Source organism: Aeromonas sp. S15(2024) (assembly GCF_041402265.1).
Lineage (GTDB): Bacteria > Pseudomonadota > Gammaproteobacteria > Enterobacterales > Aeromonadaceae > Aeromonas > Aeromonas dhakensis.
Genome location: NZ_JBGLQY010000011.1, coordinates 56,591 through 73,314, shown reverse-complemented (window position 1 = coordinate 73,314; position 16,724 = coordinate 56,591). Strand labels below are relative to the sequence as shown.

General features: G+C 63.3%; 13 protein-coding genes. 8 read left to right on the top strand and 5 right to left on the bottom strand.

What is annotated here, in order from left to right:
* Positions 1–48: 48 nt before the first annotated feature.
* From pyrG to rlmD, 4 genes are all read right to left on the bottom strand, one after another.
* Positions 49–1,686 carry a glutamine hydrolyzing CTP synthase gene (gene pyrG / locus ACB033_RS18705; RefSeq protein WP_005309423.1) on the bottom strand — a complete coding sequence of 546 codons (1,638 nt, stop codon included), beginning with the start codon at positions 1,684–1,686 and terminating at the stop codon, positions 49–51.
* 141 nt (positions 1,687–1,827) lie between these two features.
* Positions 1,828–2,625 (bottom strand): nucleoside triphosphate pyrophosphohydrolase, encoded by a 798-nt coding sequence (gene mazG, locus ACB033_RS18700; protein WP_139725103.1) that lies wholly within the window; start codon positions 2,623–2,625, stop codon positions 1,828–1,830.
* 82 nt (positions 2,626–2,707) lie between these two features.
* On the bottom strand, positions 2,708–4,921 hold the full coding sequence (relA, locus tag ACB033_RS18695; protein ID WP_005309420.1) for a GTP diphosphokinase: 2,214 nt from the start codon (positions 4,919–4,921) through the stop codon (positions 2,708–2,710).
* 264 nt (positions 4,922–5,185) lie between these two features.
* Positions 5,186–6,508: a 23S rRNA (uracil(1939)-C(5))-methyltransferase RlmD gene (gene rlmD / locus ACB033_RS18690; RefSeq protein ID WP_139725104.1), complete on the bottom strand. Its 1,323-nt coding sequence runs from the start codon at positions 6,506–6,508 to the stop codon at positions 5,186–5,188.
* A gap of 153 nt (positions 6,509–6,661) precedes the next feature.
* Here rlmD and barA point away from each other — a divergent pair, with 153 nt between their 5' ends.
* From barA to ACB033_RS18675, 3 genes are all read left to right on the top strand, one after another.
* The gene (gene barA, locus ACB033_RS18685; protein WP_139725105.1) at positions 6,662–9,373 is read left to right on the top strand and encodes a two-component sensor histidine kinase BarA; all 2,712 of its coding nucleotides are present in this window, start codon (positions 6,662–6,664) and stop codon (positions 9,371–9,373) included.
* Between the two features lie 71 nt (positions 9,374–9,444).
* Positions 9,445–9,924, top strand: coding sequence for a DUF1456 family protein (locus ACB033_RS18680; RefSeq protein WP_139725106.1), 480 nt, complete (start codon positions 9,445–9,447; stop codon positions 9,922–9,924).
* A 3-nt stretch (positions 9,925–9,927) separates the two neighbouring features.
* Positions 9,928–10,827: an N-acetylmuramoyl-L-alanine amidase gene (locus ACB033_RS18675; RefSeq protein ID WP_139725107.1), complete on the top strand. Its 900-nt coding sequence runs from the start codon at positions 9,928–9,930 to the stop codon at positions 10,825–10,827.
* A gap of 176 nt (positions 10,828–11,003) precedes the next feature.
* Here ACB033_RS18675 and ACB033_RS18670 read toward each other — a convergent pair whose 3' ends face one another.
* Positions 11,004–11,801 (bottom strand): DeoR family transcriptional regulator, encoded by a 798-nt coding sequence (locus ACB033_RS18670; protein WP_017764749.1) that lies wholly within the window; start codon positions 11,799–11,801, stop codon positions 11,004–11,006.
* Between the two features lie 272 nt (positions 11,802–12,073).
* Between ACB033_RS18670 and kbaZ the strand changes: the two genes are divergently transcribed.
* From kbaZ to agaE, 5 genes are read left to right on the top strand one after another with little or no spacing between them, the layout of a single operon-like run.
* A complete protein-coding gene (gene kbaZ / locus ACB033_RS18665) occupies positions 12,074–13,387 on the top strand; it encodes a tagatose-bisphosphate aldolase subunit KbaZ (protein WP_139725109.1) in 1,314 nt (437 codons plus the stop codon).
* A gap of 12 nt (positions 13,388–13,399) precedes the next feature.
* Complete coding sequence (locus ACB033_RS18660) at positions 13,400–14,569, top strand: SIS domain-containing protein (protein WP_139725110.1); 1,170 nt, start codon at positions 13,400–13,402, stop codon at positions 14,567–14,569.
* Positions 14,569–15,042, top strand: a complete 474-nt coding sequence (agaV, locus tag ACB033_RS18655; RefSeq protein WP_017764752.1) for a PTS N-acetylgalactosamine transporter subunit IIB — start codon at positions 14,569–14,571, stop codon at positions 15,040–15,042. The genes ACB033_RS18660 and agaV overlap by 1 nt, the downstream gene beginning before the upstream one ends.
* Before the next feature lie 15 nt (positions 15,043–15,057).
* The gene (agaW, locus tag ACB033_RS18650; protein ID WP_139725111.1) at positions 15,058–15,834 is read left to right on the top strand and encodes a PTS N-acetylgalactosamine transporter subunit IIC; all 777 of its coding nucleotides are present in this window, start codon (positions 15,058–15,060) and stop codon (positions 15,832–15,834) included.
* Entirely contained in the window at positions 15,824–16,702 is an 879-nt protein-coding gene (gene agaE / locus ACB033_RS18645; RefSeq protein WP_017764753.1) for a PTS N-acetylgalactosamine transporter subunit IID, read from the top strand. Before agaW ends, agaE begins: the two co-directional genes overlap by 11 nt.
* The last annotated feature ends 22 nt before the right edge of the window (positions 16,703–16,724 follow it).

Here is a 16,724-nt window from a genome sequence, read left to right as displayed (position 1 = left end):
CCAAAAAAAGCGGCTGTGGCACAGGGCCCCAACCGCATTTATTTTCAATTACTTCAGATTACGCTTCTGATACTCGCCCGCCGCCTTCACAAAACCGGCGAACAGGGCGTGGCCATCACGAGGAGTCGAGGTGAACTCCGGGTGGAACTGCGCGGCCACGAACCAGGGGTGATCCGGGATCTCGATGATTTCCACCAACTTCTTGTCGGCGGAGAGACCGGTCACTTTCAGGCCCGCTGCTTCGATCTGCGGCAGCAGCTTGTTGTTCACTTCATAACGGTGACGGTGGCGCTCGTAAATGGTCGGGCTGCCGTACATCTGACGCACCTTGGAATCTTCCACCAGGTGGCAGAGCTGGGAACCCAGACGCATGGTACCGCCCAGATCGGACTTCTCGGTCCGGGTCTCGACGTTGCCTTCGTCATCCACCCACTCGGTGATGAGACCCACTACCGGGTAGGCGCAATCTTTCTTGAATTCGGAGGAGTGAGCCCCGGCCATGCCGGCCACGTTGCGGGCGAATTCGATCATGGCAACCTGCATGCCGAGACAGATGCCGAGATACGGGATCTTGTTCTCGCGGGCATACTGGGCCGCCAGGATCTTGCCTTCCACGCCGCGCTCACCGAAGCCACCCGGTACCAGGATCGCGTCCAGACCTTCCAGCAGCTCGGCGCCACGGGTCTCGATGTCCTGGGAATCGATGTACTTGATGTTGACGGAGAGACGGGTCTTCAGACCGCCGTGCTTGAGCGCCTCGTTGACCGACTTGTAGGCATCCGGCAGGGAGACGTACTTGCCCACCATACCGATGGTCACTTCTGCAGTCGGGTTGGCCTCTTCATAGATGACCTGTTCCCACTCGGCCAGATCGGCCTCCTTGCACTCGATGCCGAAGCGCTCGGTGATGTAGGAATCCAGGTTCTGGGATTTCAGCAGCGCGGGGATCTTGTAGATGGAGTCGACGTCCTTCATGGAGATGACGGCACGCTCCGGCACGTTGCAGAACAGGGCGATCTTGGCACGTTCGTTGGCCGGAATGGCGCGGTCGGAACGGCAGATCAGCACGTCTGGCTGGATACCGATGGAGAGCAGCTCCTTCACGGAGTGCTGGGTCGGCTTGGTCTTCACTTCGCCGGCGGCGGCCAGATAAGGCACCAGGGTCAGGTGCATGAACATGGCGTTGTTGCGACCCACTTCGGCAGCCAGCTGACGAATGGCTTCGAGGAACGGCAGGGACTCGATGTCGCCCACGGTACCGCCCACTTCGACGATGGCAACCTGATGGCCTTCGGCACCGGCAATCACCCGCTCTTTAATGGCGTTGGTGATGTGCGGGATCACCTGAATGGTGGCGCCCAGATAGTCGCCGCGGCGCTCTTTGCGCAGCACGTCGGCGTAGATGCGACCGGTGGTGAAGTTGTTGCGGCGGGTCATCTTGGTGCGGATGAAACGCTCGTAGTGGCCCAAGTCCAGATCGGTCTCGGCCCCGTCCTCGGTTACGAACACTTCACCGTGCTGGGTCGGGCTCATGGTGCCCGGATCCACGTTGATATAGGGGTCCAGTTTCATGATGGTCACATCCAGACCACGGGCTTCCAGAATGGCTGCCAGAGAAGCTGCGGCAATGCCTTTGCCGAGGGATGAAACAACGCCACCAGTTACAAAAATATATTTTGTCGTCATGCTGAACCTGAAAGAAGTTTAGGGAATTTTAAGGGGTGCTTCGGGGATGAAGCAGGACGGGGAAACAGTATACCAAAACCCCCTCTCCCAAACAATGAACAAAAATCTATCAGGCTCCCGGCGCCCCCATCTTGCGCCAAATCAACTTTGTTCGGTTTCCTTGGCCTTGGCCCAGGCGGCATCCAGCTTCTCGAGGCTGCAGTCGGTCATTTTCAGCCCTTCCGCGGCGATAAACTGTTCAACCTGACGAAAGCGGCGTTCGAACTTGGCGTTGGCGCCCCGCAGCACCTGCTCCGGATCCTTGCCGAGATGGCGCACCAGGTTGACGGTGGCAAACAGCAGATCGCCGAGTTCGTCGCTCACCCGTTCTTCATCCACGTCGGCCATCAGCGCTTCTTCCATCACCTCGTCGATCTCCTCGTGGATCTTGTCCACCACCGGGCCCAGGGTCTTCCAGTCAAAACCGACGGTGGCGCAGCGCTTCTGGATCTTGGCGGCGCGGGTCAGGGCCGGCAGCGAGAGGGGGATGTCGTCAAGCACGCTCTCTTTGTCGAGTGCCGCCCGCTCCCTGGCCTTTTCCGCCTCCCAGTTCACCTTCACCGCCTGCTCGTCACCGAGGTCGGCATCGGAGAAGACATGGGGGTGGCGACGAATCAGCTTCTCGCTCACCGTGTCGACGATGTCGGCAAAGTCGAACAGCCCCTGCTCCTTGCCAAGCTGCGCGTAGAACACCACCTGGAACAGCAGATCCCCCAGCTCCCCTTTCAGCCCCTGCCAATCTTCGGTCTCGATGGCGTCGGCAACCTCGTAGGCCTCCTCCAGAGTGTGCGGCACTATGGTCTGGAAGCTCTGCTTGAGATCCCAGGGGCAGCCCCCGTGCGGGTCGCGCAGTTTGGCCATGATGGCGAGCAGTTGGGGCAGGTCGTAACGTTGGGACATGGGATGTTCGCTTTTCTTGATGCTACCGGGAGAAAACAGTGACCGACCTGGCGGTCGGTCACGAGTGCAGTGTTGCGTACGATCAGAGGCGCTTGGCGCTGATCACGTCGTTGAGCTGGCTGAGCTTGGCCAACGCCCGGTTGAAGGCGTTGATGTTGTAAATTTCCAGCTCCATGTCGATCTCGGCGGTCTGCTCGCGCACGTTGGAGCGCGAGCGCACCCCCATCACGTTGATCTTCTCGTTGGCGAGCACTGTGGTGATGTCGCGCAGCAGGCCGGATCTGTCGTTGGAGAGGATGCGGATGGTGAGACCGTAGCCGCCGGAGTAGTTCTCCCCCCATACCGCGTCGATCAACCGCTCCGGGTTGCGGCGCGACAGCTCTTTGAGTTGCTCGCAATCCTCCCGGTGGATGGATACGCCGCGGCCCATGGTGATGAAGCCCTGGATGGCATCCCCGGGGATCGGCTGGCAACAGCGGGCGATGTGGGTCATCAGGTTGCCGACCCCTTCCACGACTATGTGATCCTTGGGCTTGTGGCGGAACGGCGCGTTGGCCTTCTGCTCCAGTTTCTCCAGCAGGCGGCGATCTTCCTCCTCCGCCGTCGGCTTGTTGTAGCAGGTGTCCAGGTAGTTGATCACCTGGTTGATGCGGATGTCGCCGCTGCCGATGCCGGCCAGCAGATCGTCGGTACTCTCCAGATTGAAGCGGCGCAGCATGTTGCCCTTGTCGATCTTGGCCATGCTGAGGTTGTGGCGATCCAGCTCCTTGTCGAACAGCTCGCGCCCGGCGACGATGTTCTTGTCCCGATCCAGCTTTCTGAACCAGGTGGCCACCTTGGCCCGCGCCCGGCTGGAGCGCAGGAAGCCTGAGTTGGGGTTCATCCAGTCGCGACTCGGGTTCGGCTCTTTCTGGGTGATCACCTCGACCTGATCACCGGTCTGCAGCGCATAGGTGAACGGCACGATGCGGCCGTCGATCTTGGCGCCGATGCAGCGGTGGCCGATCATGCTGTGGACGTGATAGGCAAAGTCGAGGGGCGTAGCCCCCGCCGGCAGGTCGATGACATCCCCTTTCGGAGTGAACACATAGACCCTGTCCTCGAACACCTGACTGCGCAGATCCTCGAGCAGGGAGCCGCTCTCGGAGAGATCCTCCTGCCAGGCGAGCAGCTTGCGCAGCCACTCGATCTTGTCTTCGAAGTTGTTGGCCTTGCCGCCGGCCTGAGCCCCTTCTTTGTAGCGCCAGTGGGCCGCCACACCGAGCTCGGCATCCTGGTGCATCTGGTCGGTACGGATCTGGATCTCCACCGTCTTGCCCTCGGGCCCCACCACCACGGTATGGATGGACTGGTAGCCGTTGGGTTTGGGGTTGGCGACATAGTCGTCAAACTCGCGGGGAATGTGGTGGAAGTGGGTGTGAACGATGCCGAGCGCCGCATAGCAATCCTGCAGCCGCTTGGTCACCACCCGCACCGCACGCACGTCGAACAGCTCGTTGAATTCGAGGTGCTTCTTCTGCATCTTGCGCCAAATGCTGTAGATGTGTTTCGGCCGGCCGTAGACTTCGGCCTCGACTCCCGCCTCTTTAAGGGCATCACGCAGGGACTGCACGAACTCGCGAATGTAGCGCTCCCGATCGAGGCGCTTCTCGTCGAGCTGTTTGGCGATCTGCTTGTAGGTATCCGGGTGCAGATAGCGGAAGGCGAGATCCTCGAGCTCCCACTTGAGCTGACCGATGCCGAGCCGGTTGGCCAGCGGGGCATAGATGTTGGTGATCTCCTGGGCCATCAGCACCCGGGTCTCTTCATCCGCCTTTTTAGCCTCCCGCAGGCAGGCGATCCGCTCCGCCAGCTTGATCACCACGGCGCGCACATCCTCGACCATGGCGAGCAGCATGCGCCGCACGTTGTCGACCTGCTCCGGCGAGGTTTCACTGCGGTGGAGGGTCTGCAGGGAGCGGATGGCCTCCATCTCCAGCACCCCTTCCACCAGCTTGGCGATCTTGGGACCGAAGTCCTCGTCCATCCGCTCCTGGCTGATGAGACCGGCTTCGACGAAGGGGTAGATGATGGCGGCCTTGAGGGTGCCGAGATCCATGCTGAGCATCAGCAAGATGCCCACCATCTCGACCCCGCGCACCAGCAGCCGGTTGGTGAGCGCTTCGTCACCGAGCGTCAGACAGTACTGGTAGACGGTTCGCAGCTGATCCTTGTCACTGTCACTCAGGGTGAGCGAGCTGACCCACTCCTCCAGGGTGAAGTTGTCTTTCAAATGAATATCGCGAACCGCAACCATGGTATCAATCCTTTAAATTATTGGGCCGAAGGCTGTCGCCCCCTCCCCTCATGAGATTGCCTCAAATGGGGATCTGCGGAGAATTTTTCAAGGCATATTGTCAAGAAAAACAATAGAGTTCTCCGCCAGGCCCTGCCGATTTACAAGGGTCTAGATTACCCCAATCATGCCTGCCCAGACAGCGTTATGGACGCCACCATCGTCAGCTGACGGCAGCCCTTTCATGGCACCGCCACCACGTCCGTTTTGCCCATCATCGCCCGTCTATTTGCGCTCGAACAGCGCCATGGACTCCAGGTGGCCGGTGTGCGGGAACATGTCGAGCATGCCGAGGCGCACCAGCCGATAGCCCCTTTTCACCAGCACCTGGCTGTCGCGCGCCAGGGTGACCGGATTACAGGAAACGTAGACCACCCGTCTGGGTGAAAGTTTCACGACGTGCTCCATCACCTCGAACGCACCGGGACGGGCCGGATCCAGCAGCACCAGATCGAAGCCTTCCCGTGCCCAGGACATGCCGGCGATGTCGCCGCTCAAGTCCGCCTTGTAGAAACGGGCGTTCTCGATGCCGTTGCGACGGGCGTTCTCTTCGGCACGGGTCACCATGGCCAGCTCCCCTTCCACCCCCACCACTTCGCGAGCCTGACGGGCCAGCGGCAGGGTGAAGTTGCCGATGCCGCAGAACAGATCGAGCACCTTGTCATCCTTGCCCGCCTCGAGCCAGTTCAGCGCCTGCTCCACCATGCGCTGGTTGACCGGGCCGTTGACCTGGATGAAGTCACCGGGAGCGAATGCAAGAGACAGGCCATCAAGCGAGTAGGAGGGCGCAAATTGCTGGTGCAGCGGCTCAATCTGCTCATCGGCCGCCTGCAGATAGAGGTCGATCCCCTGCGCCTCGGCGAACTCGATCAGCTGCGCCCGATCCGCCTCGGTCGGCCGGCCGGTATGGCGCAGCAGCATCAGGATCCCCTGCTCGGCCTGGATCAACTCCGCATGGCCCAGCTCACGCTGGCTCTTGAGGCGGTTGAGGCATTCGCGCAGCGGGGCGATCAGTGCGGAGAGCGGTTCAGCCAGCACCGGACAGCCACTGATCTCCACCAGATCGTTGGACTGACGACGACGAAAGCCCACCCGGGTGCAGCGGCCGTTCTTGTCGAACTTGATGGCCAACCGGCAGACCCGGCGATAGGCGCGGGACTCCCCGCCCAGCACGGGCTCCAGCGCCGGGGGCTGGATGTTGCCTAGCCGCTCGAACAGGCTGACCAGGCCGGCCTCCTTGGCGGCGCGCTGATCCGCTTCGGCCAGGTGCTGGGCGCTGCAGCCGCCGCACTCGCGGTAGTGGCTGCAGAAGGGGGCGATGCGATTGGCCGCCGGGGTCACCACCTGTTGCAGGGCGGCGTGGGCATACTGCTTCTTGTCTTCGAGGATGCGGGCCTTGACCTGCTCACCGGGCAACGCCCCTTCGATGAAGATCGCCTTGCCCTGGTGGCGGCCGATCCCGACGCAGTGGTGATCCAGGCTGTCTACCGTAAATTCAATGCGTTGGGGCTGGGTGGATTTCTTTTGGGGCTTGAAAAACTGGGCCATAAAACTTGGTGCCTATAGGTGGCTATGTCATGATTGTGGAATCTGCAGCAGGCTATTGTCCCACAAGAATAATAGTATGACCAAATACGGCCTGTGGGCCCGCACCCGCTCGTTTACGCCATTGCCAACCCTGCTCTTCGGGGGATCATCCGCATGACCAAATACGGCCTTCGGGCGCGTGTGCTGGCCTTTACCATCTTGCCGACCCTGATCATCGGCGGCCTGATGGCCGGCTATTTCACCTTCCACCGCTATCAGCAGCTGGAAAACAACCTGATCGATCAGGGCATCAACATCATAGAGCCGCTGGCCATCGCCAGTGAATATGGCATGACCCAGCACAGCCGCGAATCGCTCAAGCGGCTGATCGGCCTCACCCACCGCAAGAATTCGCCGCTCATCAAGTCCATCGCCGTCTTCACCCAGGACAACCAGCTGTTCGTGACGTCCAACTACCACAGGGACTTCACCCGGCTGCGGCTGCCGGACGGCAGCCAGATCCCCGAGCTCACCAGCGTCACCCTCTATGGCGATGACATCATCTTGCGCACCCCGATCCAGGCCGAGACCAGCATGGACGGCTTCCCGCTGCCAAGCGACGTGGAGCCGCCGATGATCGGCTACATCTCCATGCAGATGACCACCGACCGAGCCATGATCCTGCAGTACCGCGACACCTTCTTCGCGGTGATCATGGTGCTCATCGGCATCGCCTTCAGCACCCTGTTCGGCTTTCGGCTGGTCAAGAGCGTGACCCAGCCCATCACCGACATGGTGCAGGCGGTGCACAAGATCAGGGAGGGACGGCTCGATACCCGGGTCAGCGGTCAGCTCACCGGCGAGCTGGACATGCTGAAAAACGGCATCAACGCCATGGCCAAGGCGCTCTCGGAATACCACGAGGAGATGCAGCAGAATATCGATCAGGCGACCTCGGATCTGCGGGAGACACTTGAACAAATAGAGATCCAGAACGTCGAGCTCGACATGGCCAAGAAGCGGGCGCAGGAGGCGGCGCGGGTCAAGTCGGAGTTCCTCGCCAACATGTCCCACGAGCTGCGCACCCCGCTCAACGGGGTCATCGGCTTTACCCGCCAGCTGCTCAAGACCAGCCTGACCCCGAGCCAGACCGACTACATGCAGACCATCGAGAAGTCGGCCCGCAACCTGCTCGGCATCATCAACGACATCCTCGACTTCTCCAAGCTGGAGGCGGGCAAGCTGCAGCTGGAGCACATCCCGTTCAGCCTGCGCGACACCCTCAACGAGACCATGCACCTGCTCGGCCCCAGCGCCCACGACAAGCAGCTGGAGCTCTCCCTGCAGGTGGACGCCGAGGTGCCGGACTACCTCACCGGCGACCCCATGCGCCTGCAGCAGGTGCTGACCAACCTCACCGGCAACGCCATCAAGTTCACCGAACACGGCAACGTGGATGTGCGCATCGAGCAGATCGGCAGTGCCAGCGGCAGCAAGGTGCGGCTCAACGTGCTGATCCGCGACACCGGCATCGGCATCTCGGAAGAGCAGCAGCGCCAGCTGTTCCAGGCCTTCAACCAGGCCGACTCCTCCATCTCTCGCCGCTATGGCGGCACCGGCCTGGGCCTCGTCATCACCCAGAAGCTGGTGCAGCAGATGGGTGGCCAGATCCGCTTCGAATCGGAACTTGGCAAGGGATCTGTCTTCTCCTTCAGCCTGGATCTGGAAGTCTCCCCCCTGCCCCAGACCGACCGGTTGCCGCTGGATCGCATCCAGGGCAAGCGGGTCTGGCTGCTGGAACCGGACCCCTTCAGCCACTCCGCCATCTGCGCCCTGCTGGCGGAGTGGCAGTTGCAGGTGCACTCCCTGACCGGCGACGCCCCCTGGCCCGAGATGAGCAGCCAGGACATGGTGATCATCGGCAGCGGTACCCAGCACAGCCCACAGCAGGTGGTGGCGCGCCTCGACGGGCTGGATGGCCAGCAGAACACCATAGTGCTGCTCAGCAGCCACGAGCCTTCGCTCTACGAGGCCATGCTGGCCCACGGTGCCCAGCACTGCCTCTCCAAACCCATCAACCATCGCAAGCTGCTGCACGCCCTGCTCTCCCCCGAGGCGGCGCGCAGCGCCCCGCTGCCAGAGCCCTCCCCGCGCAGCGTGCAGGAGATCAAGGTGCTGGCGGTGGACGACAACGCCGCCAACCTCAAGCTCATCGCCGCCATGCTCAAGGAGATGGTGAGCCAGGTGGTGGTGTGCAAGAACGGCAAGGAGGCGGTCAGACTGGCTCAGAGCCAGCCGTTCGACATCATCTTCATGGATATCCAGATGCCGATCATGGACGGCATCAGCGCCACCCAGGCTATTCGCAGCCAGTCCCTCAACACCGAGACGCCCATCGTCGCGGTCACCGCCCACGCCATTCCCGGCGAGCGGGAGCGGCTGATCCGCCAGGGCATGGACGACTATCTGGCCAAGCCCATCGACGAGGCCATGCTGGCCAAGCTCATCACCGACTTCGCCCATCGTCGCCACCAGAATCACGCCAGCCAGCAGATCGACTGGTCGCTGGCGGTGCGCCAGGCGGCGGGCAAGCTGGATCTCGCCAAGGAGATGCTGACCATGCTGATGACCAGTTTCGACGAGGTGGATCCGGTGCTGGAGGCGGCGCTCGCCGGCCAGGTGGAGGACAGCGAGGTGCTGGCCCAGCTCCACCGCCTCAACGGCGGCTGCGCCTACTCGGGGGTGCCTCGTCTGCAGCGGCTGCTCTCCCAGCTGGAGCAGCAGCTGCGCGACGGGGTGGCGGTGGCCGAACTCGAGCCCGAGTTGCTGGAGCTGCAGGATGCGATGGAGCAGGTGCGCCAGGAGGCTCCCCGCTACCTCGCCTGACCCGGTGGCCCGCTTTTTCTGACGCGGGCCCCGCCAGATGATAAAGTTGCGCCGTTTCCACAGGAGTCGACATGACCAACAACGATATTTTGCGCCGCCTGCGCTACGCCCTCAGCATCAGCAACGACCAGATGGTCGACATGTTCGCCAAGGGCAACCTGACCGTCACCCACACCCAGTTGCACGGCTGGCTGATGAAAGAGGCAGAAGAGGGTGAGGTGCAGGAGGCTGGCTTTGCCGCCTGCCCGGATTCGGCCCTGAGCCAGTTCCTCGACGGCCTGATCCTGGTGCGCCGCGGCGCGCGGGAAGATGCACCGCCCCAGGTGATCCCGAACCGGATCAACAACAACATGATCCTGCGCAAGCTGCGCATCGGCCTCAACTTCAAGGAAGAGGAGATGCTCGCCACCCTCAAGCTGGCGAACTTCAACCTCTCCAAGTCCGAGCTGAGCGCCCTGTTCCGCTCACGGGACCACAAGCACTATCAGGATTGCGGGGATCAGATCCTGCGCAACTTCCTCATCGGCCTCACCGCCAAGTATCGCGGCTGAACCATGGACCGGCGTCTGCGCTCACCATCATACCGCCTGCTGGCGGTAGGTGGGCGCCGTCGGCCATGGGGCACCTGCCGGCACTGGTATGCCCTCTGCCTCACCCTGCTGCTGAGCGCCTGTCAGCCCGCCCCCTATCGGCTCAACAACGACCATCAGAGCGCCAGCCAGAACGAGCGCATCGCCTTTCTGATCCTGCACTACACGGATGAAGACGATGAGCGTTCCCTGCGCCTGCTGACAGAGCCGGCCCATCAGGTGAGCGCCCACTACCTGATCCCGCGCGATACCCATGAGCGGCCACTGCCGGTCTACCAGCTGGTGCCCGACAACCGGCGCGCCTGGCATGCCGGCCGCAGCCGCTGGCACCAGTATACGGGGCTCAATGCCAGCTCTCTTGGCATCGAGATCGTCAACCTCGGCTACCCGCCACAGGATGAGCTGCTGCCCGCCCACCAGCGGCGCTGGCAGCCCTACACCCAGGCACAGATAGCCGCCCTCGGGGCCCTCACCCGCGAGCTGGTCGAGCGCTACCAGATCCCCCCCACCCAGGTGCTGGCCCACAGCGACGTCGCCCCCGAGCGCAAGCAGGATCCCGGTCCCCACTTCCCCTGGCGCGAGCTGGCCCTGAACTACGGGGTGGGCGCCTGGCCCGATGAGACCCGGCTGACCGAGCTGCGCCAGCAGCCGGCGCCGGCCTGGGATGCCCTCGGCTGGCAGCAACGACTGGCTCGCTACGGCTATGGCGTCGCCCCGAGCGGCCACTGGGACGAGCAGAGCCGCGCCGCCCTGCGCGCCTTCCAGCTCCACTTTCGGCCCGCTCTGGTCAGCGGTGAAGCGGATGCCGAGAGCCAGGCCATCCTGACAGCCCTGCTCGAGCGTTACTTTCCCGAGCCAGATTGACCCTCATCCCTACCGGTATCACGCCATTCTGCCCAAAGCAGAAGAACGCCGAACGTCAGGCCATCCTCCCTCTCCTGCTCGAGCGCTATTTCCCCGCGCAACGCTGAGCTTCGCCCCAGACCACGAAAGAGGGACGCCATGGCGTCCCTCTTTTGCATTCTCAGTCGATTGCCGGCTCAGGCCTCCACCAGCAGCACCTCTATCCCGGCCTGGCGCAGACCGGCCAGGGTCTCCGCCGCAATGGCGTCGTCGGTGATCAGGGTGTGGATGCGCCGGGTATCGACGATCTTGTGCAGGCTCAGCCGGCCAAACTTGCTGGAGTCGGTCACGACGATGATCCGCTCGGCCACGTGGCACATGCAGCGGTTGAGCCTGGCCTCGTCTTCGTGATGGGTGCTGACGCCGCGCTCCAGATCGATGCCATCCACCCCGAGAAACAGCAGATCGAAGTGATAGTTCTGCAAGGAGAGATCCGCCTGGGCGCCGTAGAAGGAGAGCGACTTGCGGCGCAGGTGGCCCCCCGTCATCAGCAGCTCCACCCCTTCCGCCTCCAGCAGGGCATTCGCCACGTTCATGCCGTTGGTCATCACCACTATCTCCTGGTGATCGCGCAGGTGGCGTGCCACCTCCAGGGTAGTGGTGCCCGAGTCGAGAATGAGGCGACAACCCGGCTGCACCAGGCTCGCCGCCATGGCGCCGATGCGCTGTTTGACCGGGGTGTTGAGCACGCTCTTGTCGGCGATGGTGCGCTCGGCCACCGGCTGACCGGATTCGCACAGCAGGGCGCCGCCGTAGGCGCGCACCGCCACCCCCTGTTTCTCCAGAAATGCCAGATCGTTGCGGATGGTGACGGTGGAGACCTGATAGTGGCCGGCCAGCTCGTTGACCTGAACGCTGCCATTGCTGCGCAGCTGCTGAATGATGCGCTCCCGTCGCTCGCTGGTGCCGAGCACGCTCTTTTCGGTGATTTGCATAGTCTCTCTGCCGGAGTCCTGTGGTGAAAGTAGAGCTTTCACTTCGTTACGTTTCCCTATTAACACTCAGCCTCGATGGCAAATCAAGCTTTCATTGAATTGAAAAGTGCCATCAGACTCCCTGAAGCAGCCAAAATACTTTCGATTCATTTCTTTTTGTGATCTTGCTCAAGATGTGAACACGCTTTTATTTCGTTTCGAACGCCGTACGCCTAGGGTAAAGAAAGAAATCGAAAGCAATACATCTTGTTCAGGCCAAGAGGAAGAGGGAAATGAAATCAATGCTGGATCTGGTCGCACAACACAAGCAGGGGGAACAGGTCGGGATCTACGCCGTCTGCTCCGCCCATCCGCTGGTACTGGAGGCGGCCCTGCGACTGGCGGCGCAAGGAGACCAGCTGCTGCTGGTCGAGGCCACTTCCAATCAGGTGGATCAATTTGGCGGCTACACCGGCATGACACCGGCCGATTTTCACGACCTGCTGCACCGGCTCGCCGCCGAGTGCCGCTTTCCCGTGCAGCGGCTGGTACTGGGTGGGGATCACCTCGGCCCCAACCGCTGGCAGAGCGAACCCGCCGAACAGGCCATGGCCCACGCCGAGGATCTCATCACCAGCTATGTTGCGGCCGGCTTCAAGAAGATCCACCTCGACTGCAGCATGCCCTGCCAGGGGGATCCGGTGCCGCTGACCGACGAGTTGGTGGCGGCGCGCGCCGCCCGGCTGGCAAACGTGGCCGAGCAGACCGCCATCCGGCAGTTTGGCCACAGCGACCTGGTCTATGTGATTGGCACCGAAGTGCCGGTACCGGGCGGTGCCCACGAAGAGCTGGCCGAGCTGGCGGTCACCACGCCGGAGGCGGCGCACCACACCCTGGTCGCCCACCAGCAGGCCTTCGAGCAGGCCGGACTGGCCCGGCTCTGGCCACGGGTGATCGGTCTGGTGGTGCAGCCCGGCGTGGAGTTCGACCACACCCACGTCATCGACTACCGCCCCGAGCGGGCCGCCCCCTTGAGCCGGATGATCGAGGCCTATCCCCATCTGGTATTCGAAGCCCACTCCACCGATTACCAGACCCCGGACGCCTACCGCCAGCTGGTGCGCGATCACTTCGCCATCCTCAAGGTCGGCCCGGCCCTCACCTTTGCCCTGCGCGAGGCACTGTTTGCCCTCGCCGCCATCGAGGAGGAGCTGGTGGTGGCCAAGGCCTGTTCGGGCCTGCGCCAGGTGCTGGAAGAGACCATGCTGGATCGCCCCGACTTCTGGCGCAGCCACTATCAGGGCAGCCCCAACGAGTGCCGGCTGGCCCGTGGCTACAGCTACTCCGATCGCATTCGCTACTACTGGCCCGACAGCCGGGTCGACGACTGTTACGCCCGGCTGCTGGCCAACCTGGCCGCCGAACCCATTCCCCTGCCGCTGCTCAGCCAGCACCTGCCGCTGCAATACCGCAAGGTGCGCCAGGGCACGCTGTCGCCCCGGGTTCACGACCTCATTCTCGATCAGGTGCAGGAGGTGCTGCGCCAATACGCGGCGGCCTGCAGCGCCGTCCCCGCCAGCCACTCCCGGCTGACCCCGGTTGTATAAGGAGTTGTAGAGATGATCCTTGGTTATCCAGAAGAGACGCTGCGGTCGGCCAACGGCCTGGCCACCGCCCGTGAAATTCGCCAGCAACCCGCCACCTGGCGGGAGACCCTCACCATGGTGGAGGAGTGCCGCGCCACCATAGAGCGCTTCCTGCTGCCCCTGCTGTCGCGGGGCAACCTGCGGGTGATCCTGACCGGAGCCGGCACCTCCGCCTTTGCCGGCCGCGCCCTCGCCCCCTATCTCAGTGCCCGCCTCAACGGCCGCTTCGAGGCGATCGCCACCACCGACATCGTCACCGATCCGGGCGAATACATGGCACAGGACTGCCCGACCCTGCTCATCTCCTTCGCCCGCTCCGGCAACAGCCCGGAGAGCGTGGCGGCGGTGGAGCTTGCCAGCCAGCTGCTGAGCGAGTGCCACCACCTGGTGCTGACCTGCAACGGCGAGGGGGAGCTCTATCGCCGCTGTCAAAAGGATGCCCGCTCCCTGGCGCTGCTGATGCCGCCCCAGACCCACGACCGCAGCTTTGCCATGACCAGCAGCCTGACCAGCATGATGCTGAGCTGCCTGGCGGTATTCCTGCCGCGCCAGTTCAACCCGATCGCCAGCCAGCCGCTCATCGCGCTGGGGGACGCCATCCTGCCCCAGGCCGAACTGAAGGTACCCGAGTGGGATAAACCGCTGCCGGAGCGGGTCATCTACCTTGGCAGCGGCAGCCTGCAGGGGGTGGCCCAGGAGGCGGCCCTCAAGCTGCTGGAGCTCACCGCCGGCCAGGTGATGGCCATGCACGACTCCCCTACCGGCTTTCGCCACGGGCCCAAGTCGGCCATCAATCGGCAGACCCTGATCGTGCTGATGGTGTCCAACGATCCCTATACCCGCCAGTACGACCTGGACCTGCTCGGCGAGCTGCGCCAGGACGGCCATGCCGCCCGGGTGGTCGCCCTCGCCGACCGGCCGGATCCGCTCATCAGCGCCGGCGAACACATCTACCTGCCCACCCCCCTCAACGGTGACGACGCCGAGCTGGCGCTCTGCTACCTGCTCTACGCCCAGTACTACGCCTTCCACACCGCGCTGGTGCTGGGCATCACCCCGGACAATCCCTGCCCGAGCGGGCGGGTCAACCGGGTCGTGCAGGGGGTCAACATCTATCCGTTCAACCAGCAAGGAGGCGTCTGATGCCGAACATAGTGCTGAGCCGTATCGACGAGCGCCTGATCCACGGTCAGGTCGGCGTGCAATGGGTCGGCTTCGCCGGCGCCAATCTGGTGCTGGTGGCCAACGACGAAGTCGCGAAGGACCCCATCCAGCAGAACCTGATGGAGATGGTGTTGGCGGAGGGCATCGCAGTGCGCTTCTGGCCACTGCAGAAGGTGATCGACAACATCGGCAAGGCCGCCGATCGCCAGAAGATCCTGCTGGTGTGCAAGAGTCCGGCGGACTTTCGCACCCTGGTGGAGGGCGGGGTGCCCATCCCCCGCATCAACGTCGGCAACATGCACTACGCCGACGGCAAGCGTCAGATCCACAAGACGGTATCGGTGGACGAGTCGGACATAGCGGCGTTTCGCGCCCTGCAGGACGCCCACGTCGCCTGCTTTGTCCAGGGGGTGCCGACCGAACCGGCACAGGACATTTTCAACCTCATCTGATTAAGGACAATTGTGATGGAAATCAGTTTGTTGCAAGGGCTATTGCTGGGCATGCTGGCGTTCTTCGCCGGGCTTGACCTGTTCAACGGCCTGACCCACTTCCACCGGCCCGTGGTACTGGGCCCGCTGGTGGGCCTGATCCTCGGCGACCTGCCCACCGGCATTCTGGTGGGCGGCACCCTGGAGCTGGTCTGGATGGGGCTGGCCCCGCTGGCAGGCGCCCAGCCGCCCAACGTCATCATCGGCACCATAGTCGGCGCCACCTTCGCCATCACCACCGGGGTCAAGCCGGATGTGGCGGTCGGGGTCGCGGTACCGTTCGCGGTGGCGGTCCAGATGGGGATCACCTTCCTCTTCTCGGTGATGTCGGGGGTCATGTCCCGCTGTGACCGGATGGCGGAACAGGGGGATGTGCGCGGCATCGAGCGGGTCAACTACCTGGCGCTGCTGGTGCTGGGCTCCTTCTACTTCCTGTGCGCCTTCCTGCCCACCTACTTCGGGGCCGAACACGCCAAGACCGCCATCGACGTGCTGCCCGCCCGTCTCATCGACGGCCTCGGCGTCGCCGGCGGCATCATGCCCGCCATCGGCTTCGCCGTGCTGCTCAAGATCATGATGAAGAACGTCTACATCCCCTACTTCATCCTCGGTTTCGTCGCCGCCGCCTGGCTCAAGCTGCCGGTGCTGGCCATCGCCGCGGCCGCCCTGGCCATGGCTCTGATCGATTTCATGCGCAAGGACCCGGCGCCACAAGCCCGCCCCATCCAGGAGGAAACTGAAGATGGCATCTAACAACACCGCCACCCGGCTGGCCCAGGCGGCCGAGCCGCAACCGACCCGCACCGTCTCCGACGACGTCTACGAAGATCAGCAACTGGGGGCCGAGCTGACCCGCCAGGACATCAACCGCTTCGCCTGGAGATCCCTGCTGCTGCAGGCCTCCTTCAACTACGAGCGGATGCAGGCCTCCGGCTGGCTCTACGGCCTGCTGCCGGCACTGCAGAAGATCCACACCAACCCCAAGGATCTCTCCCGGGCGATGAAGGGCCACATGGGCTTCTTCAACACCCACCCCTTCCTGGTCACCTTCGTGATGGGGATAGTGCTGGCGATGGAGCGCTCCAAGCAGAACGTCAACAGCATCCAGAGCACCAAGATCGCGGTCGGTGCCCCGCTCGGCGGGATCGGCGATGCCATGTTCTGGCTCACCCTGCTGCCCATCTGCGGCGGCATCGGCGCCGACCTTGCCCTGCAGGGTTCCATCATGGGAGCTGTGGTCTTCTTCCTGCTGTTCAACCTGGTGCACTTCGGCCTGCGCTTCGGGCTGGCGCACTACGCCTATCGCATGGGGGTGGCCGCCATTCCGCTCATCAAGGCCAACACCCGCAAGGTGGGCCATGCCGCCTCCATCGTCGGCATGACGGTGATAGGCGCCCTGGTCGCCACCTATGTGCGACTCGGCACCACCCTGGAGATCACCGCCGGCGATGCGGTGGTGAAGCTGCAGGCGGACGTGCTCGACAAGCTGATGCCCGCCTTCCTGCCGCTGCTCTACACCCTGGCCATGTATGGGCTGATCCGCCGCGGCTGGAGCCCGCTGCGCCTCATCGTCATCACGGTCGTGCTCGGCATCGTCGGCAAGTTTGCAGGCTTCCTCTAATCCGGTGCCGGCACCAGGCCGG